This is a genomic window from Methylobacterium sp. J-068 (genome assembly GCF_022829445.1).
In the GTDB taxonomy this organism is placed as follows: domain Bacteria; phylum Pseudomonadota; class Alphaproteobacteria; order Rhizobiales; family Beijerinckiaceae; genus Methylobacterium.
In genome coordinates this window covers 93090-115561 of record NZ_JAKSXY010000047.1, presented here as the reverse complement: position 1 = coordinate 115561, position 22472 = coordinate 93090, and the positions used below count along the sequence as shown (strand labels likewise).

At 68.5% G+C, this 22472-nt stretch carries 19 protein-coding genes, 1 pseudogene and 1 riboswitch; of the genes and pseudogenes, 8 read left to right on the top strand and 12 right to left on the bottom strand.

Annotated features, from left to right (window positions below; translation table 11 throughout):
- Positions 1 to 43 precede the first annotated feature (43 nt).
- The 7 genes and pseudogenes from MKK54_RS04870 to carA form a co-directional block, all read right to left on the bottom strand.
- Positions 44 to 157 (bottom strand): annotated as a pseudogene (locus tag MKK54_RS04870) (thioredoxin-disulfide reductase); the annotation flags it as partial.
- A gap of 14 nt (positions 158 to 171) precedes the next feature.
- Positions 172 to 1197 carry a mitochondrial fission ELM1 family protein gene (locus tag MKK54_RS04865; RefSeq protein ID WP_244009558.1) on the bottom strand — a complete coding sequence of 342 codons (1026 nt, stop codon included), beginning with the start codon at positions 1195 to 1197 and terminating at the stop codon, positions 172 to 174.
- Positions 1198 to 1247: 50 nt separating this feature from the next.
- Positions 1248 to 1763: a hypothetical protein gene (locus MKK54_RS04860; protein ID WP_244009556.1), complete on the bottom strand. Its 516-nt coding sequence runs from the start codon at positions 1761 to 1763 to the stop codon at positions 1248 to 1250.
- A gap of 7 nt (positions 1764 to 1770) precedes the next feature.
- Positions 1771 to 2247, bottom strand: a complete 477-nt coding sequence (gene greA, locus MKK54_RS04855) for a transcription elongation factor GreA (protein ID WP_244009608.1) — start codon at positions 2245 to 2247, stop codon at positions 1771 to 1773.
- Between the two features lie 125 nt (positions 2248 to 2372).
- The gene (carB, locus tag MKK54_RS04850; RefSeq protein WP_244009555.1) at positions 2373 to 5858 is read right to left on the bottom strand and encodes a carbamoyl-phosphate synthase large subunit; all 3486 of its coding nucleotides are present in this window, start codon (positions 5856 to 5858) and stop codon (positions 2373 to 2375) included.
- A gap of 165 nt (positions 5859 to 6023) precedes the next feature.
- Entirely contained in the window at positions 6024 to 6401 is a 378-nt protein-coding gene (locus MKK54_RS04845; protein WP_244009554.1) for a hypothetical protein, read from the bottom strand.
- Between the two features lie 222 nt (positions 6402 to 6623).
- Positions 6624 to 7877 (bottom strand): glutamine-hydrolyzing carbamoyl-phosphate synthase small subunit, encoded by a 1254-nt coding sequence (gene carA / locus MKK54_RS04840; RefSeq protein WP_244009553.1) that lies wholly within the window; start codon positions 7875 to 7877, stop codon positions 6624 to 6626.
- Positions 7878 to 8102: 225 nt separating this feature from the next.
- On the opposite strand from carA, the gene MKK54_RS04835 reads away from it, so the two are divergent.
- The 3 genes from MKK54_RS04835 (at position 8103) to rpoD (ending at position 12780) form a co-directional block, all read left to right on the top strand.
- Positions 8103 to 8564, top strand: a complete 462-nt coding sequence (locus MKK54_RS04835) for a GatB/YqeY domain-containing protein (RefSeq protein WP_244009552.1) — start codon at positions 8103 to 8105, stop codon at positions 8562 to 8564.
- 102 nt (positions 8565 to 8666) lie between these two features.
- Entirely contained in the window at positions 8667 to 10586 is a 1920-nt protein-coding gene (gene dnaG / locus MKK54_RS04830) for a DNA primase (RefSeq protein ID WP_244009551.1), read from the top strand.
- A 199-nt stretch (positions 10587 to 10785) separates the two neighbouring features.
- Positions 10786 to 12780 (top strand): RNA polymerase sigma factor RpoD, encoded by a 1995-nt coding sequence (gene rpoD, locus MKK54_RS04825; protein WP_244009549.1) that lies wholly within the window; start codon positions 10786 to 10788, stop codon positions 12778 to 12780.
- Between the two features lie 149 nt (positions 12781 to 12929).
- Here rpoD and MKK54_RS04820 read toward each other — a convergent pair whose 3' ends face one another.
- Positions 12930 to 13733, bottom strand: a complete 804-nt coding sequence (locus MKK54_RS04820; protein WP_244009548.1) for a hypothetical protein — start codon at positions 13731 to 13733, stop codon at positions 12930 to 12932.
- Positions 13734 to 13883: 150 nt separating this feature from the next.
- On the opposite strand from MKK54_RS04820, the gene MKK54_RS04815 reads away from it, so the two are divergent.
- The 5 genes from MKK54_RS04815 to MKK54_RS04795 all read left to right on the top strand — a co-directional run bounded on the left by MKK54_RS04815 (position 13884) and on the right by MKK54_RS04795 (position 18267).
- Positions 13884 to 15137, top strand: coding sequence for an adenylate/guanylate cyclase domain-containing protein (locus tag MKK54_RS04815; protein WP_244009546.1), 1254 nt, complete (start codon positions 13884 to 13886; stop codon positions 15135 to 15137).
- A 48-nt stretch (positions 15138 to 15185) separates the two neighbouring features.
- Positions 15186 to 15314, top strand: a riboswitch (TPP riboswitch).
- A 78-nt stretch (positions 15315 to 15392) separates the two neighbouring features.
- A complete protein-coding gene (gene thiO, locus MKK54_RS04810; RefSeq protein WP_409564128.1) occupies positions 15393 to 16601 on the top strand; it encodes a glycine oxidase ThiO in 1209 nt (402 codons plus the stop codon).
- Positions 16598 to 16810, top strand: coding sequence for a sulfur carrier protein ThiS (thiS, locus tag MKK54_RS04805; protein WP_244009544.1), 213 nt, complete (start codon positions 16598 to 16600; stop codon positions 16808 to 16810). The genes thiO and thiS overlap by 4 nt, the downstream gene beginning before the upstream one ends.
- Positions 16811 to 16814: 4 nt before the next feature.
- On the top strand, positions 16815 to 17594 hold the full coding sequence (locus tag MKK54_RS04800) for a thiazole synthase (protein ID WP_244009542.1): 780 nt from the start codon (positions 16815 to 16817) through the stop codon (positions 17592 to 17594).
- 25 nt (positions 17595 to 17619) lie between these two features.
- A complete protein-coding gene (locus MKK54_RS04795) occupies positions 17620 to 18267 on the top strand; it encodes a thiamine phosphate synthase (protein WP_244009540.1) in 648 nt (215 codons plus the stop codon).
- A gap of 7 nt (positions 18268 to 18274) precedes the next feature.
- Here MKK54_RS04795 and MKK54_RS04790 read toward each other — a convergent pair whose 3' ends face one another.
- The 4 genes from MKK54_RS04790 to MKK54_RS04775 form a co-directional block, all read right to left on the bottom strand.
- Positions 18275 to 19027, bottom strand: coding sequence for a peptidase (locus tag MKK54_RS04790; protein WP_244009538.1), 753 nt, complete (start codon positions 19025 to 19027; stop codon positions 18275 to 18277).
- A 28-nt stretch (positions 19028 to 19055) separates the two neighbouring features.
- Positions 19056 to 19883: a transglutaminase family protein gene (locus MKK54_RS04785; RefSeq protein ID WP_244009536.1), complete on the bottom strand. Its 828-nt coding sequence runs from the start codon at positions 19881 to 19883 to the stop codon at positions 19056 to 19058.
- Positions 19884 to 19920: 37 nt separating this feature from the next.
- Positions 19921 to 20865, bottom strand: a complete 945-nt coding sequence (locus tag MKK54_RS04780) for an alpha-E domain-containing protein (protein ID WP_244009534.1) — start codon at positions 20863 to 20865, stop codon at positions 19921 to 19923.
- Positions 20866 to 20994: 129 nt separating this feature from the next.
- Positions 20995 to 22434, bottom strand: a complete 1440-nt coding sequence (locus tag MKK54_RS04775) for a circularly permuted type 2 ATP-grasp protein (RefSeq protein ID WP_244009532.1) — start codon at positions 22432 to 22434, stop codon at positions 20995 to 20997.
- Positions 22435 to 22472 lie beyond the last annotated feature (38 nt).

Sequence of the window (22472 nt, the reverse complement as noted above, 5' to 3'; positions counted from 1 at the left end):
TGGCGATGTCGCCGCCGTCGCGTTGGCCCTCGAGGATGCCGGTTTCCGGCACGATCTTCGTGCCGACAGGCTCTCCTTGGGTCCGCATCCGCTCCATCGGCCAGGGACCCCGGATCGCCTCCGCGAAGCCCGGATCGTTCTCGATGTCCGTGGCCATCGGTCTCGTCTCCTTCAGGCCCATCGCGCGCGGTGTTCGGCATAGGCCTTGGCCATCGCGTCGGCGATGGCGGGTGTCGCATCGAGGGGTTGGTAGTGAAGCTCCTCCAGGCGGCCGACGAAGGGCTTCAGGGCGCCCGCCATCGCCAGCCCGGCGAAGAGCCGCCTGTGGCGGATATAGGTCTTCGGCAGGTTGAACAGAAGGACCGGCGCGCCGGTGGTCACGGCCTCGCCCACCATGTTGGCCGAATCGGAGGTGACCACGATCTGCTGGGCGCAGGCGAGCATCGGAACGTAGGGATTCACGCCGGTCCCGTCCCAGAAGAAGCCACCCTTGGTCGCCACGAGCTCGCGCAGGGCCTCGCGCAGGTTCCGCGGCGTGCGGCGGGACACCGTGACCATCAGCGAGCAGCCGCCCTCGGCGAGCTTCGTGAGTTCGAGCAGGAGGCGGCGCATGTCGGCGGAGCGGTAGCTCAGATGGCGGCTGTCGCCGCCGACCAGCACGGCGATGCGGGGCCAGGGTAGATCGATGAAGCGCGGGTCGGGCGCCGTGCGGGCCGCTTCCAGGCGCGCCGGCGTGACTTGGTGCGGCGGCGTCAGGGTGGTGAAGACGTTGGGCCCGCGCAGATCGTCGTAATCCGGGACCCAGACGAAGTTCGCGGTGTCGTGCCCGGTGCGCGGATCCTTGAGGAAGGCCGTGAAGGTGCGCCCCGCCGAGGCCTGCCGGATGGCGCGGAGATACGGCACCGCGCGGCGTCCCGAGGCGATCAGCAGGTCGGGGAGAGGGCCCGCGAGGCTACCCCGCCGGTTGCCGGGCTGATCGCGCGGATCGATCGGCCCCCAGGGCGCCATCCAGCCGAAGGGCGGCCGGGGTGTGATGCGCCGCACCTCGAAGGGGACGCCGAGGGTCTCGGCGATGCCGATGCACTGGGTCTCGTCGCCGGCCTTGCCGTCCGTGACGATCCAGGTCCGGGCCTGTGCGAGTTCGGGAAGCGGCGTCGACGCGCCGGAATCGGAAGGCATCGCGGACGCTGCCGACATCGGGTGATCCAGGTCAATCCTCGGGACGGGCAAACCGTGCCTCCGGCGGCTCAATCCCTGGGGAAGGCCCGCCGGAGCCAGCCGGCATAGTGTTGTGCGATGGCGGTGACGCGGCGGCGCTCGGACTCGGCATCGTACCAGGCGCCACCCGAACTGGACGGGCTGGCCGAGAGCTGGGGATGGCGGGCGAGGATCTCGCCCTTGCGCCCGACCAGCAGGGCCTCGCCGTCGAGGTAGTCGCTCTGTGCCCCGCCGCCGAAGCGCCCGCGCCCACCCTCGCCGCCGACATAGGGATTGATGCTCAGTCCGGTGATCCGAACCACCAGCACGGGTCCGCGCCCGCCGAGCGCGTCGGCGAACTCGGTCCGCAGGGCCGCGAGCAGATCGCCACGCAAGGCCTCGGCCTGCGCCCCGCCCCCCTGCGCGAGGAGGCGCTGGACGTCGACCCGAACGCCCGACAGCCGCTCCGGCCCGAGCCTCGGAAGCTCCTGAGCCCGGACCGCGCCTGCAAGGAGGACGGTGAGGCCGAGGAGCGCTCCCGCGATCCGCAGGACCCGTGACGGCATGGTGCCGTCAGACGCCGTACTGGACGGCGACGACCTCGTAGGACTTGCCGCCACCCGGCGTCGTCACCTCGACGGTGTCGCCGACGCCCTTGCCGATGAGGGCGCGGGCGATGGGGGAGGTGATCGAGACCAGGCCCGAGCGCACGTCCGCCTCCGGCTCGCCGACGAGCTGGTAGGTCTTCTCCTCCTCAGTGTCCTCGTCGAGGAGCTTCACCGTGGCGCCGAACTTGATCTTCGTGCCCGAGAGCTTCGTCACGTCGATCACCTCGGCGCGCGAGATCATGCTCTCCAGTTCGAGCACGCGGCCCTCGTTGTGGGACTGCGCCTCCTTGGCCGCATGGTACTCGGCGTTCTCCGACAGGTCGCCGAGGGCGCGGGCCTCGGCGATGGCCTGGATGATGCGCTGGCGCTCCACCTGCTGGCGGTGCCTCAACTCCTCTTCCAGCGCTGCGTAACCGCGCACCGTCATCGGAACCTTGTCTATCGTCATCGTCTCGCGCCACAATGAATAGGCCCGGCCAGGAGCACGTCGCTCCTTCCGGGCCAGAGTAAGAAAGTCCTGAACCGCAAACGACACGGCCTCCGATCAAGACGGAAGCCGCGCCATCTTCAGGCCGCGAAGTATTCCTGCAAGGCGCGGACCTCGAGATCGCCTCCGAGATAGGCCTTGATCCCCTCGGCCGCCGCCATCGCCCCGGCAAGAGTGGTGTAGTACGGGACTTTATGCAAGAGGGCAGCGCGCCGGAGCGAGCGCGAGTCCGAGAGGGCGCCGGCCCCCTCGGTGGTGTTGAACACCAGCTGGATGTCGCCGTTCTTGATCGAGTCGACCACGTGCGGCCGGCCTTCCAGCACCTTGTTCACCCGCTCGGTCGGCACGCCCTGGTCGGCGAGGTAGCGCTGCGTGCCGCCGGTGGCGACGATGGTGAAGCCGAGTTCCGAGAGCAGGCGGATGGCCGGCAGGATGCGCGCCTTGTCGGCGTCCCGCACCGAGACGAACACCGCCCCGCTCTTCGGCACCAGGGTGCCCGAGCCGAGCTGGCTCTTGGCGAAGGCGACGCCGAAGCTCGAATCGAGGCCGATGACCTCGCCGGTGGAGCGCATCTCGGGCCCGAGCAGCACATCGACGCCGGGGAAGCGCGCGAAGGGGAACACCGCCTCCTTGACGGCGATGTGGTCGAGCACCTTCGTCCGCAGGCCGAAGCTCGCGAGCGACTCGCCGGCCATGATGCGGGCGGCGATCTTGGCGATGGGATCGCCGATCACCTTGGCGACGAAGGGCACCGTGCGCGAAGCGCGGGGGTTCACCTCCAGGACGTAGATCATGCCGTCCTTGATCGCGTACTGCACGTTCATCAGGCCGCCGACCTTGAGGGCCAGCGCCATCGCCTTGGTCTGGCGCTCCAGCTCGGCGATGATCTCGGGCGAGAGCGAGCGCGAGGGCAGCGAGCAGGCGGAATCGCCCGAATGGATGCCCGCCTCTTCGATGTGCTCCATGATGCCGGCGATGAACACGTCGGTGCCGTCGCAGAGTGCATCGACGTCGATCTCGATGGCGTCCGACAGGTAGCGGTCGAACAGGAGCGGGTTCTTGCCCAACACCGTGTTGATCTGCCCCGTCTTGTCGTTGGGGTAGCGCGCCTTCACGTCGGAGGGGATCAGGCTCGGCAGGGTGTCGAGGAGGTAGTCGGCGAACTGGACTTCGTCGCGGATGATCGCCATGGCGCGCCCGCCGAGCACGTAGCTTGGACGCACCACGAAGGGCAGGCCGAGATCGGCGGCGACGAGGCGGCTCTGCTCGACCGAATAGGCGATGCCGTTCTTCGGCTGCTTCATCCCGAGCTTGTCGAGGAGGCGCTTGAACTGGTCGCGGTCCTCGGCGAGGTCGATGGCGTCGGGCGAAGTGCCGAGGATCGGCACGCCGGCGGCCTCGAGGGCGCGGGCGAGCTTCAGGGGGGTCTGGCCGCCGAACTGGACGATGACGCCGTGGAGCGTCCCGGCCTGACGTTCGGTCTCGATGATTTCGAGCACATCCTCCTGCGTCAGCGGCTCGAAGTAGAGCCGGTCGGAGGTGTCGTAGTCGGTCGAGACCGTCTCGGGGTTGCAGTTGACCATGATGGTCTCGTACCCGGCCTCGGACAGCGCGAAGCAGGCGTGACAGCAGCAATAGTCGAACTCGATGCCCTGGCCGATCCGGTTCGGGCCGCCGCCGAGGATGATGACCTTCTTGGCCTCGGAGGGGCGCGCCTCGTCCACCACGGTGCCGGCGAAGGGCGCCACGTAGGTCGAGTACATGTAGGCGGTGGGCGCCTGGAACTCGGCCGCACAGGTGTCGATGCGCTTGAAGACCGGGCGCACGTTCAGGGTCCGGCGGGCGGCGCGGACGCTGTCCTCGTCGGTCTTTGCCAGTACGGCGAGACGCGCGTCGGAGAAACCGGCGGCCTTGAGCTGGCGAAGGGCCCCGGGGGTGTTCGGAATGCCGTGCGCCTTGACCCGGTTCTCCAGGTCGATGATCGCCTGAAGCTGCTCCAGGAACCACGGATCGATCTTGCAGGAGGCGTGGACCTCCTCGTGGCTGACGCCGAGGCGGAGCGCCTGACCGACCTTGAGCAGCCGGTCCGGCGTCGGGGTGCCGAGCGCGGCCTTGATCGCGTTGTGGTCGTCGCCCTTGCCGAGGCCCTCGATCTCGATCTCGTCGAGGCCGGTCAGCCCGGTCTCCAGGGAACGCAGGGCCTTCTGGAGCGATTCGGCGAAGCAGCGCCCGATCGCCATGGCCTCGCCCACCGACTTCATGGCGGTGGTTAGCGTCGGTTCGGCGCCGGGGAATTTCTCGAAGGCGAAGCGCGGGATCTTGGTGACGACGTAATCGATCGACGGCTCGAACGAGGCCGGGGTCGCGCCGCCCGTGATGTCGTTGGCGATCTCGTCGAGGGTGTAGCCCACGGCCAGCTTGGCCGCGACCTTGGCGATGGGGAAGCCCGTGGCCTTCGAGGCGAGCGCCGACGAGCGCGAGACGCGCGGGTTCATCTCGATGACGATCATCCGGCCGGTGGCCGGGTCGATGGCGAACTGCACGTTCGAGCCGCCGGTCTCGACGCCGATCTCGCGCAGAACCGCCAGCGAGGCGTCGCGCATCACCTGGTATTCCTTGTCGGTCAGCGTGAGCGCCGGCGCGACCGTGATGGAATCGCCGGTGTGGACGCCCATCGGATCGATGTTCTCGATGGAGCAGACGATGATGCAGTTGTCGTTCTTGTCGCGAACGACCTCCATCTCGTACTCCTTCCAACCGAGGACGCTCTCCTCGATCAGGACCTCGTTGGTCGGCGAGGCGTCAATGCCGCGCTCGACGATGTCGAGGAACTCCTCCCGGTTGTAGGCGATGCCGCCACCGGTGCCGCCCATGGTGAAGGAGGGGCGGATGATGGCCGGCAGGCCGACCTCGGCCAGCGCGATCAGCGCCTGGCCGATGGCGTGCTCGCCGTAGCGCTTGCGTCGTTCGGATTCACCCCTGTGCCACGTCTTCTCGAAGGCGGCGAGTGCGGCGGTCCGCGCCTCGCCCTCGTTCGCGGCCTCGATGCGGGCGATCTCGGCGAGGTACTTCTGGCGGTCGGCCTTCTTGGCGGCGGAGGCGTTGGCGAGCGCCGATTTCGGCGTCTCCAGGCCGATCTTGGTCATCGCGTCGCGGAAGAGGTGGCGATCCTCGGCCTTGTCGATCGCCTCGGTGGTGGCGCCGATCATCTGGACGTCGAACTTCTCCAGCACGCCCATCTTCTTGAGCGAGAGGGCGCAGTTCAGCGCGGTCTGACCGCCCATGGTCGGCAGAAGCGCGAAGCCGCCCGGAATCGCGTGGCGCTCCTTCTCGATGATCTTGGCGACGATCTCGGGCGTGATCGGCTCGACATAGGTCGCGTCCGCCATGTCCGGGTCGGTCATGATCGTGGCGGGGTTCGAATTCACCAGCACGATCCGGTAGCCCTCCTCGCGGAGGGCCTTGCAGGCCTGGGTGCCGGAATAATCGAACTCGCAGGCCTGACCGATGACGATCGGTCCCGCACCGATGATCAGGATCGAGGAGATGTCGGTGCGTTTCGGCATCGGGCGCCTTGGCTGCAAGCACGCGCGCCCGGCCTCGCACGGTGCCGGAAGAGCGGCACGAGCGAGGGGGCGCAAGCGGCGTGGATTGTCGTTGATCCCGGCACTTACACGCAGCCGGCTTCCTTTGGAAGGGCGCGCGGGCCGGGAGGTGGGGGCGAGATGCCCTCAGAGACCGAGATAGAGCGCCGAGACCGCGCGATCGATCGCGAAGTAGAACACCCCGAAGGCCACGAAGCCGGCGGCGGCGAATTCCAGGGCGGCGTTCGAGAGGGTCTGGCTCCGGCGCAGCATCTCGCGCCCGAAATAAAGGCCGATCCAGGCCAGGGTCATCACCACGGGCAGGGCGAACAGGAACGACCAGGTGCTCTCGACGCGGTCGAGGCCGGTGGCGGGGTCGATCAGCGCGCGGATGTTGCGGACCCAGGGCGCGTAGCACGCGGAGGTGAGGGCGGTCATCCAGGCGAGGCTGACCGCGATCCCGAGATGGAACGTGAAGAGGCGATGCAGGCGCGAGAAGTCGTCGCGCGCGTCGTCGAACGTCATGTGGAAAAACCCCGACCGAGATACGGATGCACCCTTGCGTCGATCCTCGCCGGATCGTCGTAAGCGCGCCGTTGACGCCGGGATGCGGGGGAATGCCGAGTTTTTTATGACGCCACGGGAACCATTCTGTGATTCCCGTCCCACGTGTTCATGCTGCGGCAGGCGCAACCGGATCGTGCGCGTGCCCGAAGCCGGAGGCGCGAACGCCTCCGGCTCACGGTCTCACTCGGCGGTGGTGACCAGCGTCTCGGGCTTGCCCGCCTTCATCAGGGCGACGAAGCGCTCGAACAGGTAGTGGCTGTCGCGCGGGCCGGGTGAGGCCTCGGGGTGGTGCTGCACCGAGAAGGCCGGCCGGTCGGTGAGCGTCAGCCCGCAATTCGAGCCGTCGAACAGCGAGACGTGGGTCTCCAGGGCGGTCTCGGGCAGGCTTTCCGGGTCCACCGCGAAGCCGTGGTTCATCGAGACGATCTCGACCTTGCCGGTGGTCTTGTCCTTCACCGGGTGGTTCGCGCCGTGGTGCCCCTGCGCCATCTTCACGGTGCGGCCGCCGAGCGCCAACCCCATGAGCTGGTGCCCGAGGCAGATGCCGAAGGTCGGCACCTTCTCGGCGAGCAGCGCCCGGATCACCGGGACGGCATATTCGCCGGTGGCGGCCGGATCGCCGGGGCCGTTCGACAGGAACACGCCGTCGGGCTTCATCGCCATGATCTCCTCGGCGGTGGTGGTGGCCGGCACCACGGTCACGTCGCAGCCCGCTTCCGCCAGGAGGCGCAGGATGTTGCGCTTCACGCCGTAATCGATGGCCACGACCCTGAGGCCGGTGCCGGGCTTGCGGTCGCCGTAGCCGGTCTTCACGCCCCAGGTGGTCTGCGACCATTCCGAGTGCGCGCGGCTCGTCACCGGCGGCACGAGGTCGAGACCTTCCATCGGCGCCAGGGCGGCGGCGCGCGCCTTCAGCGCGTCGCGGTCGAAGCGGCCCTCCGGGTCGTTGGCGATGACGGCGTTCGGCATGCCGTGGTCGCGGATCAGGGCGGTCAGCGCGCGGGTGTCGACGCCGGTGATGCCCACGATGCCGCGCGCCTTCAGCCAGGCGTCGAGGTGGCTCGACGAGCGCCAGTTCGACGGGTTGGTGACCGCCGAGGCGATCACGGTGCCGCGGATGCCGGAGGCCGGCGCCGCGTCCAGGCTCTCGAGGTCCTCGTCGTTGGTGCCGGTGTTGCCGATATGCGGAAAGGTGAAGGTAACGATCTGTCCCGCGTAGGACGGATCGGTCAGGATCTCCTGGTAGCCCGTCATCGCGGTGTTGAAGCAGACCTCGCCGTCGGCGATCCCGATGTGCCCGATGCCGAAGCCCTCCAGCACCGTGCCGTCGGCGAGGACGAGGAGGGCGGTGGCGAGGGGCTCGGCCCAGGGCGCGGGTGCTTGGCTTGAGGGCGCGAGGGTTAAGGACGTCTTGGCGCCTTCGTCTTGCAGCATCGGCGTGATCTCGCTTATGTCCGGCCGATCCCGGCGCCGTGGAGCGGCGCGTGCGGGCGGCTTGTCGTGCGGCGCTCATAGCGAGCGTGCCGCGTTTGGGTCAATGTGGCCCTCGCGCCGGCGCGTCTCAAGAACCGAAGTTCACGCAGCCATTCGCCCGCGCAGCAATTCGCAGACCACGCCATCGATCCGCCGCCTCGGGTTCACCGTTTCAGGAGTCACACCATGCTGCGCGCCCGTCTCACCACCGAGATGAAGGAGGCCATGAAGGCCGGCGACAAGGCGAAGCTCGCCACCGTCCGGATGATCCAGGCCGCCCTGAAGGACAAGGACATCGAGGCGCGCGGCCTCGGCAAGGAGCCCGCCTCCGAGGAGGAAATCCTGGCGCTCCTCCAGAAGATGATCAAGCAGCGCAACGAATCGGCCGCCGTCTACGATCAGGGCGGCCGCCCCGAACTCGCCGAGAACGAGCGCAACGAGGTCGCGATCATCGCGGGCTTCCTGCCGCAGCAGATGGACGAGGCCGAGACCCGCGCGGCGATCGACAAGGCCGTGGCCGAGACGGGCGCGGCCGGCCCGAAGGACATGGGCCGGGTCATCGCCGCCCTGAAGGGCGCCTATGCGGGCCGGATGGACTTCGCCAAGGCGAGCGGGCTGGTGAAGGACGCGCTGAACGCCAAGGCGTGAAGCGCGAAGGCTGGATGGGGGCCCCGATGTCGCGGAGCGGCATTGGGGACTCCTTAAGCCATCGCGGCTAGTATGGACGGCCGCAGAGGTCCGGTTCCCGCCGTGCGATACCCGCCCCACATCCTCGAAGAGATCCGCGCCCGCCTGCCCGCATCGGACATCGTGGGGCGCCGCGTCCGGCTGAAGAAGGCGGGGCGCGAATGGCGCGGCCTGTCGCCGTTCAACGCCGAGAAGTCGCCCTCGTTCTACGTGAACGACCAGAAGCAGTTCTACCACTGCTTCTCCTCCGGCAAGCACGGCGACGTCTTCACCTTCCTGATGGAGACGGAGGGCCTGAGCTTTCCCGAGGCCGTCGAGCGGCTGGCGGCCGAGGCGGGCGTCTCCCTGCCCGCGCCCAGCGCCGATGCCCGCGAGCAGGAGACCAAGCGCGCCGGCGCCTTCGAGGTCATGGAGCTGGCCGCGACCTTCTTCGAGGAGCAGCTGAAGGGCCGCGCCGGCATCGAGGCCCGCGCCTATCTCGACCGGCGCCAGCTCGGCCCCGAGACCCGGACCCGCTTCCGCCTCGGCTACGCGCCGGGCGACCGCTACGCTCTGCGGGACTTCCTCGCCGCCAAGGATGTGGACCGGGACCTCATGGTCGAGCTCGGCCTCCTCGTCGCGGGCGAGGACATCCGCGTTCCTTACGACAAATTCCGCGACCGGGTGATGTTTCCAATCTGCGATTCGCGCGGCCGCGTCATCGCCTTCGGCGGCCGGGCGATGCAGAAGGACGCCAAGGCGAAGTACATGAACTCGCCGGAGACGCCGCTCTTCCACAAGGGTCAGCTGCTCTACAACCTGCATCAGGCCCGCAAACCCGCCCATGACCGCGGCGTGATCATCGCGGTGGAAGGCTACGTCGACGTCATCGCCATGACGCTGGCGGGCCATCCCAACGCGGTGGCGGGCCTCGGCACGGCGCTCACCGAGGAGCAGATCGGCCTCCTCTGGCGCAATGCCGACGAGCCGATCCTGTGCTTCGACGGCGACGGCGCCGGCCAGCGCGCGGCCTTCAAGGCCCTCGACGTCGCGCTGCCGGGCCTCACGCCGGGCAAATCCCTGCGCTTCGCCATGCTGCCCGAGGGCCAGGACCCCGACGATCTCCTGCGCTCCGAGGGCAAGGCGGCCATCGACCGCGTGCTCGACGCGGCGCGGCCGCTCGTCGAGGTGTTGTGGTCGCGCGCCACCGACGGCGCGCCGCTCGACACGCCCGAGCGCCGGGCCGGCCTCGCCAAGTCGCTGCGCGAGATGGTCGCCTCCATCCGTGACGAGACCGTGCGGGGGTTCTACCGCGACGAGATCGAGGGCCGGCTGCGGGCGCTCTCGCCCCAGGCGAGCCAGGGCCGACGCGGCCCCTGGGAGCCGCGGAGCGGCGGGGGCCAGCGCCCGGCGTTCCAGCGCGCCCCTCGCCCCGGCGATCCGCCGCCCTCGCCGGTTTTCCACGGCAAAGCTAGCAATCATTTGGCGCAATCGGCTGGCTTCAATGGCGCTCAAACGCTTCGGGAGGGGATGATAGTCGGCACTCTGTTGACGCATCCCTCCTTGCTGGATGATTGGGCGGAGGAATTTTCCAATCTCGACTTCGAGAACGAAGACGCGCGTTTGATCCAGACGTTTCTCCTAGATGCTATCGCGGAGGCTATCGATCTAGAGCAGACAGTTCTGAAGGGACGCCTGACACGAGCGAACTTGGAGGACGCTGCGAAACGTGTCTGCGCGCTAGGTCGGAAGAAGGATCCAAAAGCTCTTGACGCGCATGCCGATCCTGTGCGTCTCGAAGACGCATTGCGTCAGGCCGTGATCTTGCACCGGAAGTCCGGAGCGCTAAATAGCGAACTCCGCTTGGCTGAGCGGGCCCTGGTCGAGGACGAGACGGAGGCGAACTTCGCGTGGCTGTGCGACGTGAAGGCCCGGATGGCGGTCATCGCCGGGGCGGAGGCGGAGGAAGAGGTGCCGGGCGCGGATGAGACGTCGGTGCCGTGAGCCGCCGCGACGAACGAATTTGGCCGCCATCGGCGGCTCATGGTTAACAATCGGTCAAGCGTCACGCTTGCATACCGGGATCTGACATCGACGCGGCCGCCATCTCGACGGTCCGCACATCACATGCATTGCGGCGTCGACGACGCGGAGTGAGCGAGACGCTCCCCCACGACGCTGCCACGACAACCATAGGCGGACCATGGCGACGAAGGCAACGGAACGGGACGAGACGGATGCTGCGCCGGAGCAACAGACCGACGGGCCGCTCCTCGATCTGACGGATGCCTCCGTCAAGCGGATGGTGAAGCTCGCCAAGAAGCGCGGCTACATCACCTACGAGGAGATCAACGAGGTTCTGCCCGACGGCCAGTCCGACCCCGATCAGATCGAGGACGTGCTGTCCCAGCTCTCCGAGATGGGCATCAACGTCGTCGAGGCGGAGGAGACCGAGGAGACGACGGAGGCCAAGGCCAGCGGCGAGGCCGACGACGAGGAGGGCGCGGAGGGGACGGAGGTCGCCGAGATCGCGCCGGCCAAGCCCGTCGCCCTGCGCGAGACGACCGCCAAGGAGCCGACCGACCGCACGGACGATCCCGTGCGCATGTACCTGCGCGAGATGGGCTCGGTGGAGCTTCTCTCCCGCGAGGGCGAGATCGCGATCGCCAAGCGCATCGAGGCCGGCCGCGAGGCGATGATCGCGGGCCTGTGCGAGAGCCCGCTGACCTTCCAGGCCATCATCATCTGGCGCGACGAACTCGTCGACGGCCGTGTGCTCCTGCGCGAGATCATCGACCTCGAAGCCACCTATGCGGGCCCCGACGCCAAGAACGCGATGCAGATCGCGGACGGGGCCGAGGAGGGCGAGGAGGGCGAAGCCGACGCGCCCGCGCCGCCCGAGGGCGACGACGAGGACGACATGGAGAACAACGTCTCCCTGGCGGCCATGGAGACCGAGATCAAGCCGCGCGTCCTCGAGACGTTCGACAACATCGCCAACAACTACCGCAAGCTGCGCAAGCAGCAGATCGAGCATGCCGAGCTCAAGGCCTCGGGCGGCACCCGCACCGCCGCGCAGGAGCGCAAGCAGGAGGAGTTGAAGGACGCCGTCATCACCGACGTGAAGTCGCTCTCCCTCAACGCCAACCGCATCGAGGCGCTGGTCGAGCAGCTCTATGACATCAACAAGCGCCTCATCTCCCATGAGGGCCGCCTGATGCGCTACGCCGAGAGCCACGGCGTCGCCCGCGACGAGTTCCTGCGCCACTACCAGGGTTGGGAACTCGACCCGAACTGGATGGAGCGCGTCGGCAGCCTCGGCGGCCGCGGCTGGAAGAACCTCGTCGAGAAGGGCTCGAACGAGGTGGCGCGGCTGCGCGAGCAGATCCTGACGCTCGCCTCCGAGACGGGCCTGGAGATCGGCGAGTACCGCAAGATCGTCAACATGGTCCAGAAGGGCGAGCGCGAAGCCCGTCAGGCCAAGAAGGAGATGATCGAGGCCAACCTGCGCCTCGTGATCTCGATCGCCAAGAAGTACACCAATCGCGGCCTGCAGTTCCTGGACCTGATCCAGGAGGGCAATATCGGCTTGATGAAGGCCGTCGATAAGTTCGAGTATCGGCGCGGCTACAAGTTCTCGACCTACGCGACCTGGTGGATCCGGCAGGCGATCACCCGCTCCATCGCCGATCAGGCCCGCACCATCCGCATCCCGGTGCACATGATCGAGACGATCAACAAGATCGTCCGCACCTCGCGCCAGATGCTGCATGAGATCGGCCGCGAGCCGACTCCGGAAGAGCTGGCCGAGAAACTGGCCATGCCGCTGGAGAAGGTGCGCAAGGTCCTGAAGATCGCCAAGGAGCCGATCTCGCTGGAGACGCCCATCGGCGACGAGGAGGACAGCCATCTCGGCGACTTCATCGAGGACAAGAACGTCGTCCTGCCCATCGACGCGGCGATCCAGTCGAACTTGCGCGAGACCACCACGCGCGTGCTCGCCTCGCTCACACCGCGCGAGGAGCGTGTGCTTCGCATGCGCTTCGGCATCGGCATGAACACCGACCACACCCTGGAGGAAGTCGGCCAGCAATTCTCGGTGACCCGCGAGCGCATCCGCCAGATCGAGGCGAAGGCCCTGCGCAAGCTCAAGCACCCGAGCCGCTCACGCAAGCTGCGCAGTTTCCTCGACAATTGAGGCGTGCGCTGGACTGGACGTCTCAGGTCCGGCGCTCGTCGAATGCTTGCCTCGATCAGGCGGCGTCTTTCATCACGACACCAAGCCGATCCCGTCTCGGCGGGATCGGCGTTGCGCTTTCCTCTCCTCGCACGCAGCGTCCGAGCGTTCTATAGGAAGGATGCTGCTGCGCCGGTCTTGACGATCGTGAACGCCCGGCCGAAATGGCGATGCAGTTCGGGAATGTAGAGCTGCGAGACGGTCGCATCCTGGATCGGCGTATACTTCGCACCTCCGTCTCGCGGGTCTTGTTTGTCCAGATAAGCGGTCAGGCCGCGACCCCGAAACGCGTCGAGGCGCGCGTCGAGCCGTGCGACGACGATGGTGCCGCAATCGCCCCATTCGTAGGGAATGGCGAAGTAGAGCTTCGCGGCGTAACTGAGCGCGGACTGACCTTGACGCGCGGCGTAGTCCTGCATCGTGCCCGATGTGCGGGCCGCCGCCGCCACCTTCGAGAAGATTTCGTAGTCTGCCCACCAGCCCCCGGCCGCCGCGCGGTTCGGGTCTTGCGCGAATCGATCGCTATCGCAGAACCGGAAGTAGTTCTGCCCGAGGCTCAGATGCACGCGCTGGATATGCGACATTCCTCCGCTCTGCCCATGGGCCGAGAAGCCGCGCGCGGTCTGCTCATGGACATGAAGCTTCGGCGGAAAGAAACAATCTCGGTTGAGCGGGTCGGAAAGCACGACGCGGACCTCCTCGGAACGCTGGATCTGGGTCGCCCGCCGGATCTCTCGAAAAATATTCGGCTTCGCCCGACCCGGCACCGTCCGTGCTCGATCCTGCGCGTATCCTCGGTCCCGCGTGATATCAAGCGAACCGGATCCGTCGATGTCAATATCCAGCACCACGTCACGGTCGCGGGGCAGCGCTGTTGATTTGCATTCGACTTGGATAATCTGGTGCCGGGTCATGCGCGAACGTACTCATAATCGCGATATCACGGGGCATTCGGCAGGCCCGACATGCACCGGAGACGAAGTTTCGGTGGGAAAACGGCACTCGGTCCGTTCGATCGGCGGCCTGCCGTTGATGCGCGTGCCATGATGACCCACCTATGCAGCATGCTTGACCGCGGTCCGCCCCAGCCCCCGCCGCCTACTGCCGAGGCCGATGGGTCGGAGGCGGCCGACGTTCCGTTCGGTGCGCTCCAGCAATGCGTGGCTTTGCGCGACTGGCTGCTGAGCGAGGGCGCGCGGATGCCGAAGGCCGAGGATCTGCTCTCCGGCCTCGCCCAGCATCTCATCGATCTCGGCGTCCCCGTGGACCGCGCGACCACGGCGATCGACACCCTGCATTCCGAGTATTCCGGCGTCGGCCGGTTCTGGACGCGCGAGGCCGGCTCCACGGTGCGGCTGTTCCCGCACGGGGAGGCTTCCGAGAAGGCCTATCGCGAGAGCCCGTTCTTCCGGGTCCACGAAACCGGCGAGTGGTTGTTTCTCGACCTCGCCGAGACGCCGGACGATGCCTACGCGGTGATTCCCGACCTCAAGGCGGAGAGCTATCGGCACTACATCGTCGCGCCGCTGTTCTTCACCAACGGCACGCGCAACGGCATCTCCTTCGCCACGCGCTCCGATGCCGGCTTCCGCGACGAGGACGTGGCGATCATGCGTTTCGTCATGCCGACGCTCGCCGCCGTGATGGAGATGCGCAGCGTCAACAAGCAGCTCGACCACGTCCTGCGGATCTATGTTGGCGACGAGCCGCACAAGGCGATTCTCGGCGGCTCTATCCGGCGCGGCCACGTGCAGCGCATCCGCTCGGCGATCCTGTTCGCCGACATGCGCGACTACACCCGCATCTCCGCCGACATGACGCCCGAGGAGGCGGTGGACCTCCTCAACATCTTTTTCGACTGCCTCGTGCCGGCCATCGAGCGCGAGGGCGGCGAAGTGCTGAAGTATCTCGGCGACGGTCTCCTGGCGATCTTTCGCGAGCCGGGGGACGATCTGGGGGGCGCCGCCAAGGGCGCGCTCACGGCCGCGCAGAGCGCCATGCAGGCCCTGGACGAAGCCAACGCTTTGGGCCGCTTCGCCAACCCGGTGGCGGCCGGCATCGCGCTCCACCATGGGGAGGCGGCCTACGGGAATGTCGGCTCCGGCGCCCGCCTCGATTTCACGGTGATCGGCCGCGACGTGAACCTCGCGAGCCGCGTCGCGCGCCTGAACCGGACGCTGGGCGAACCGATCCTGATGTCGAAGCCCTTCGTCGACTTCCTCTGGGACATGCCCGAGCCGCTCGGCGAGCACGTGCTCGACGGGTTCGCCGAGCCGATGGGCGTCTATCGTCCCGCGCGAGCCCCGTCCGCCGCCTGAACCCGAGTGGCGGGGGATTGACCGGAGCGCGCGCGCGGCCCACATCAGGAGCGTTCCAGGGAGATCCCCGGCAAGGGGCTGAGAAACCGATGGTCGTCCGTTCGCGGATGGCGGCGCGGAAATCCTTCGAACCTGACCCGGTTCATACCGGCGTAGGGATTGGACCGCGGGTTTCCTCGACGAGCCCGGCACGCTTCGCTCGCTGAAGCTGCAGCCCCACCAATCTCGGCGTCGCTCGCGGAGATTGCGTTGGACGTGCCCCTGAATCCCTTCCTCAATCTGCGGCGAACGCAGCGCCATGCGCCGGTCGCCGCCGCGATGCCGGCGCGCAGCGACGTGGTCGTGGTCGGTGCGGGCCTGATCGGCCTGTCGGCGGCCTGGCGCCTCGCTGAAGGTGGCCGGACCGTTACCGTGCTGGAGCGCGAGACGGTCGGGGCCGGCGCGAGCCTCGCCGCCACCGGCATGTTGGCGCCCGCCGCCGAGCACGAGCCCGGCTCCGACCCGCTGCTGCCCCTGGCCCTCGACAGCCTGGCGCGCTGGCCCGGCTTCCGGGACGCGCTTCAGGCCGCGTCCGGCATCGGCATCGACTATCGGGAGGAGGGCACGCTCGTCCTCGCCATCGGCCGCGACGAGGTCGAGCGCCTGCGCTTCCGCCACGATCTCCAGATCCGCTCCGGCCTTCGGGCGCAGTGGCTCTCCGGTCCGGAGGTGCGGGCGCGCGAACCCGGCCTGCGTCCGGGCATTACCGCCGGGCTCCATTGCGCGGCCGACCATCAGGTCGACCCGAGCCTCGTCATGGCCGCCCTCGTCCGGGCTTGCCTGAACGCCGGCGTCACCATCGTCGAGGGCTGCCCCGTGGAGGCCCTGGACTGGAGCGGCGATCGCGTCACCGGCGTTCGGACAAACCTCGGCGCGGTGACGGCGGACCTCGTCCTGCTCGCCTCGGGCGCCTGGAGCGGGGAGGCGGGCCTGCTGCCCGAAGCACTCAGCCTTCCGGTTCGCCCCTTGCGCGGCCAGTCGCTCGCCCTGCGCACTACGGCCCGTACGGGCACGCTCGGTCATATGGTCTGGACCGAGCAGGTCCACATGGCACCGAAGGGCGACGGCCACCTCATCGTCGGCGCCACGGTGGAGGATTGCGGCTTCGTGCCCGGCGTGACGGCGGGCGGAATTTACGCTCTGCTGGAGGGCGCGCGCCGCGTCCTGCCCGGCATCGAGGAGATGGCGGTGGAGGCGGTCTGGAGCGGCTTTCGCCCGACCTCCGACGACGACGCGCCGATCATCGACGTCCTGGCGCCGGGCCTCATCGTGGCCACCGGCCACCACCGCAACGGCTATCTGCTGGCCCCGGCGACCGCCGACGCCGTCGCCGACCTCGCGGCGAATGGTGCCCTGCCGGATTACGCCCGCGCCTTCGGCCTCGCCCGCTTCCGGCGGGCGCCCGCGCTGAGGGCCTCGGCATGAAACTGACCGTCAACGGCGAGGCCCGCGAGAGCGCGGCCGGAGATCTCGACGCCCTGTTCCGGGAAGAGGCCGCGGAGACCGGCCTCGACAGCCCGCAGGGCATCGCCATCGCGCTCAACGGCTCGGTCGTTCGCCGCCGCGACTGGGGGGCGACCCCGATCGCGGAGGGCGACCGAGTCGAGATCGTCCGCGCCATGCAGGGAGGCTAGAGGTATGACCGACACCGCACACGATCCGCTCGTCATCGCGGGCATCACCTTGGGCTCGCGCCTGTTCATCGGCACGGCCGGCTACCCCACCCAGAGCATCCTGTTCGACGCGGTGGCGGCCTCCGGCGCCGAGGTGGTCACGGCCTCGATCCGCCGCGTCTCGCTCCAGGGGCACGGCTCGGACACCCTGCGCCGGCTGAAGGGGCATCGCTTCCTGCCCAACACCGCCGGCTGTGAGACCGCGCGGGACGCCATCATGACGGCGGAACTCGCCCGCGAGGCCCTCGACACGAACTGGATCAAGGTGGAGGTGATCGGCGACCGCGAGACGCTCTATCCGGACGTCGCCGAGTTGCTGGAGGCCTGCCGCCACCTCGTCGATGACGGCTTCACGGTGCTGCCCTATTGCAACGACGATCCGGTCGTCTGCCAGCGCCTGGCCGATCTCGGCTGCGCCGCCGTGATGCCGATGGGCTCGCTGATCGGTTCCGGCATGGGCGTGGCGAACCCCGCCAATCTCGAACTGATCTGCCGGCGCTCGCCCGTGCCGGTCATCGTCGATGCGGGCATCGGCACGGCTTCCGACGCGGTGATCGCGATGGAACTCGGCGCCGCCGGCTGCCTCCTCAACACCGCCGTGGCGAAGGCGGACGATCCCGTGCGGATGGCGCGGGCCATGCGCCACGCGGTCCAGGCCGGGCGCGACGCCCATTGCGCCGGCCGCATCCCGAAGCGCGGCCGCGCCGAGCCGTCGAGCCCGCAACTCGGGCTTGTCGGCTCGTGAGCGGACGGGCCGGATCGGGCCTCCGGTGACGCCCCTGCCGTCGCCTCTGCTCGTCGTGACGGAGCGCTCGCCGCGTCACGCGCCCGAGGAGGCCGCACAGCGACTGTTGGGAACGCTGCACGTCATCCTGGCGGCCGGTGTCCGCTGGGTCTGGTTTCGCGAACGCGATCTGCCGGAGGAGAGGCGGGAGCCCTTGGCCGAGGCGACGGCGCGGGTGGTGCGCGCGGGGCGCGGCGTCCTCACCATCGGCGGGGACGCGGCCCTGGCGGCGCGCCTCGGCGCGGACGGCGTCCACTTGGCCGGTGACAGCACCGGGGCCGATCTCGCCCGCGCGCGGGCATTCTTGCCGGACGGCTTGCTGGGCCTGTCGGCCCACGGTCTCGGCGACGTCGAGCGGGCAGCGCGCGGCGGCGCCGATTATGTCACCCTGAGCCCGATCTTCGCCAGCGCGAGCAAGCCCGGCTATGGACCTGCGCTCGGCCTCGACGCCTTGCGCGACGCGACCCGCTTCGGCCTGCCGATCCTTGCTCTCGGCGGCATGGACCCGGGAACGATCCGGGCGAGCCGGGCCGCGGGCGCGGCCGGCGTCGCCGTGATGGGCGGGATCATGCGGGCGGATGACGCTCACAGCGCCGCCCGCGATCACCTGATCGCCGCCGAGGCAACCGCCTGAGTGTCGCCTATTTCGCGGCCGCCGGCCCGTAGGGCGGGCGCGGAATCGCGCGGTGCGCCGCGCGCAGGGCCGCCGACCAGCGCTCGCGCAGGTCGTGAAAGTAGCTCTCGCCGGCCTCGATCCGGTGGTTCACCTCGAGGTCGAGGGCGTTGCGCCGCGCCACCGCGATGTCGATAGGCAGGCCGACGCCGAGGTTCGAGCGCATGGTCGAATCCATCGAGACGAGGCCGACCTTCAGAGCGTCGTAGAGCTCGGTCTCGTACTTCACAGCCCGGTCGAGGATCGGCTTGCCGTATTTGTGCTCGCCGATCTGCAGGAAGGGGGCGTCGCCGCTGCACTCGATGAAGTTGCCGGCCGAATAGATCAGATAGAGCTTCATCGGCTCCGTGCCGATCTGGCCGCCGAACAGCAGCGAGACCGAGAACCGGAGGTTGGCCGCCTCGAAGCCGGCCTTCTCGATCTCGCGCACGCGGCGGATCGCCCGGCCCACGAGCTGCGCCGCCTGGAACATCGTCGGCGCCTCGACGAGCCTCATCTTCGGCTCTCCGGCATCCCCCTCGACGCCTTCGGCCAGCAGGCTGAGGACGGATTGGGTGATCGAGAGGTTGCCGGCCGAGGCCAGCATCATCACGCGCTCGCCGGGCACGTTGAAGTGGTGGAGCTTGCGATAGGTCGAGATGTCGTCGAGCCCGGCATTGGTCCGGGTGTCGGCGATCATCACGAGGCCCTCCTCCACGAGGACGCCGACGCAATAGGTCATGATCTCGGTCTTTCTCGACAGTCCGCGTTCAGGACTGGACGTTCGCATGTGCCTGCTCGACGCGGAGCGTCACGTCGAGCGTCTCTGTTCCGCCGCCCATGCGGCTGCCCCGGATCGGTGCCGCGCCGAGATAGTCGAGGGCGACCGCCACGCGGATATGCGCCTCGGAGGTGGCGATCCCGTTGGCGGCATCGAAGCCGACCCAGCCGAGCCCCGGCACCAGGGCTTCCGCCCAGGCATGGCCGGAGCCCTGATCCGTCTCGCCGTCGGAATGGTGGAAGTAGCCCGAGATGTACCGGGTCGGGATCTCGAGGTGGCGCGCCGCCGCGATGAACAGGTGGGTCAGGTCCTGGCAGACGCCCTTCTCCTGGGCGAAGCACTGGGCCGCGTTGGTGCTGGCGCTGGCCGGCCCCGGCACGAAGGCGACCCGGTCGTGTACCGCCGCCAAGAGCCGGTGCAGGCAGGGCAGGGGGGCCGGATCACCGGCCGCCGCGACCTCGCGGGCGAAGGCCTGGATGGCGTCATTGGCCAGGGCGAGATCCGAGTCGCGCAGGTAGAATACGTCCGGCAGTCTCTCGACGGTGCCGCGCACGATGCCGTTCATTTCCAGGGTGTCGACCTCGCCGGTGACCCGGATCGAGAGCGATTCGGCCGGCTCGTCGGCGGTGAACCAATGCACCACGTTGCCGAAGCCGTCCTCGCGCTCGCTCACGCGCCCGTCCACGGAGGGCTCGATGCGCCAGCGCCGGACATACTGGCCGTCATGGTCGCGCGGGCGCAAACGCAGGACCTGGATCAGGCCACGGGCCGGCTGCTCGTAGGTGTAGTTGGTCTCGTGGAAGACGCGGATTCGCATGCGGCGACCTTTGCGCGGCGTCGGGCTCGGGCCGGCCCTATACCAGATATTGCTCGATGACCGCGGCGCCGAGGCGATTGTTCTCGACGATGAACTCCGTCACGAATTCGTGGAGGCCGGACGAGAAGATGCGGTCGATGTTCTCGCCCTCCAGCCGCGCCAGAGTGTTGCTCGCCACCCGCTGGCTCGCCCCGCGCCGCCCGTAGGCGTCGGCGATCAGGTCGAGGTGCTCCACCAGCATGCCGTAGCAGTTGGCGAAGGAGCGCGGCATCTGCCGGTTGAGGATGAGCAGGTCGGCCACCAGCAGCGGCTTCACGCTCTCTCGGTAGACCCAGTGATAGGCGTTGAAGGCCGAGACCTCGCGCAGGATCGTGGTCCACTGGAAGTAGTCGAGGCTGCCGCCGACCTTCTCCGTCGCCGGGAGCAGGATGCGATACTTCACGTCGAGGATGCGGGCGGTGTTGTCGGCCCGCTCGATCGCGGTGCCGAGGCGGGTGAACCAGTAGGCGTCGTTGCGCAGCATCGTCCGGTAGGCCGAGCCGTCGAAGGCGAGGGACACGCTCTTCACCCAGTCGAGGAAACGGGTGAACTCGTCGCGGTTGAGGTCGCGGCCCTCGTAATTGCGCAGTTCGAGCCAAGCGCCGTTGATTGCGTCCCACATCTCGGTGGTGAGCGCGGTGCGCACGCTGCGAGCGTTCTCGCGTGCGGTCTCGATGCAGGAGCGGATCGAGGACGGGTTGTGCGGGCTGAAGGCGAGGAAGTTGCAGACGGTCGCTTCCGTCACGCTGTCGTAGAGCGGCTTGAACACCTCGGGATCGCCGGCCGAGGCCAGGGCGGAAGCCCACTCGTTGGTCTCGCCGCCGCCGTAGCTCGACGGCAGGGCGGCGAGGCGCAGGGCGGCATCGAGGATGCGGGCAACGAACTCCGCTCGCTCGGCGTAGCGCGAGAGCCAGTACAGGTTGTCGGCGGTCCGGGACAGCATGGGGTTCCGTTGAGACGCCGGCCGGGCGCTGAGCGCGGCGACCGCTGGGCTGAAGGGACTATGCGTTGGGCGGTGGGCGGTTGGGAAGGTCCCCGGCGCGCGCGGACGCGCCGAGGCCCCGGGGGTGTCTCACGCGTCGAGAACCCAGGTGTCCTTGGTGCCGCCGCCCTGGCTCGAATTCACGACGAGCGAGCCCTCCTTGAGGGCGACGCGGGTCAGGCCGCCGGGCACGATTCGGATCTCGTCCGAGCCGCAGAGCACGAAGGGGCGCAGATCCACGTGCCGGGGCGCGACCCCGGAGGCGACGAAGGTCGGGCAGGTGGAGAGAGCGAGCGTCGGCTGGGCGATGAACCCGTCCGGCGCGTGGCGGAGTTTGCGCCCGAACTCCTCGATCTCGCGCTTGGTGGCGTGCGGCCCCACGAGCATGCCGTAGCCGCCCGAGCCGTTGACCTCCTTCACCACCAGGTCCTTGAGGTTGTCCATGACGTAGGCGAAGGCGTCCTTCTCGCGGCAGCGATAGGTCGGCACGTTGTGCAGGATCGGCTCCTCGCCGGTGAAGAACCGCACGATCTCCGGCATGTAGCTGTAGACCGCCTTGTCGTCGGCGATGCCGGTGCCCACGGCATTGGCGAGGGTCACGGTTCCGCGCTCGTAGGCGTTCATCAACCCCGGCACGCCCAGCACCGAATCGGGGCGGAACACCAGGGGGTCGAGGAAGTCGTCGTCGAGGCGGCGATAGAGCACGTCGATCCGGCGCGGCCCCTCGGTGGTGCGCATGTAGACCACGTCGTCCTTGGTGAAGAGGTCGGAGGCCTCCACGAGATCGACGCCGAGCTTGTCGGCCAGGAACGAGTGCTCGTAGAAGGCCGAATTGTAGCGGCCCGGCGTCAGCAGGGCGACGGTTGGGTCACGCGTCGCGCTCGCGGGCGCCAGGGACCGCAGGGTGGCGAGCAGGGCATCGGGATAGTTCTCGACGGGCGCCACGCGGTGGCGCGAGAACAGTTCCGGGAAGAGGCGCAGCATCACCTCGCGGTTCTCCAGCATGTAGGAGACGCCCGACGGCGTGCGGGCATTGTCCTCCAGCACGAAGAAGTCGTTCTCGCCGGTGCGGACGATGTCGATCCCGGCGATGTGGACGTAGAGGTCGTGCGGCACCCGGAAGGCGCGCATCTCCATGCGGTAATGCGGGTTGCGATAGACGAGGTCGGCCGGGATGATGCCGGCCTTGATGCAGTCCTGCGCGCCGTAGATGTCCTTCAGGAACGCGTTGATGGCGGTGACGCGCTGCTTCAGGCCGCGCTCCAGGAAACCCCATTCGGGCTTGGTGATGACGCGGGGAATGATGTCGAACGGGATCAGCCGCTCGGTGGATTCGTTGGCCCCGTAGACCGCGAAGGTGATGCCGATGCGCCGGAACAGCATCTCGGCCTGACTGCGGCGGGTATTGAAATGCTCGGGCGGGGTGGTGTCGAGCCAGGTCTTCAGGCTGTTGTAGGCCTCGCGCACGGCCGGATCGCTCAGCGCCCCGTCGGGCAGCCCGGTCATCTCGTCGAATGCAGCGAGCGCCATTCGCGCCTCCCCCTTGAAACGCCTCGAACTAGGCAAGA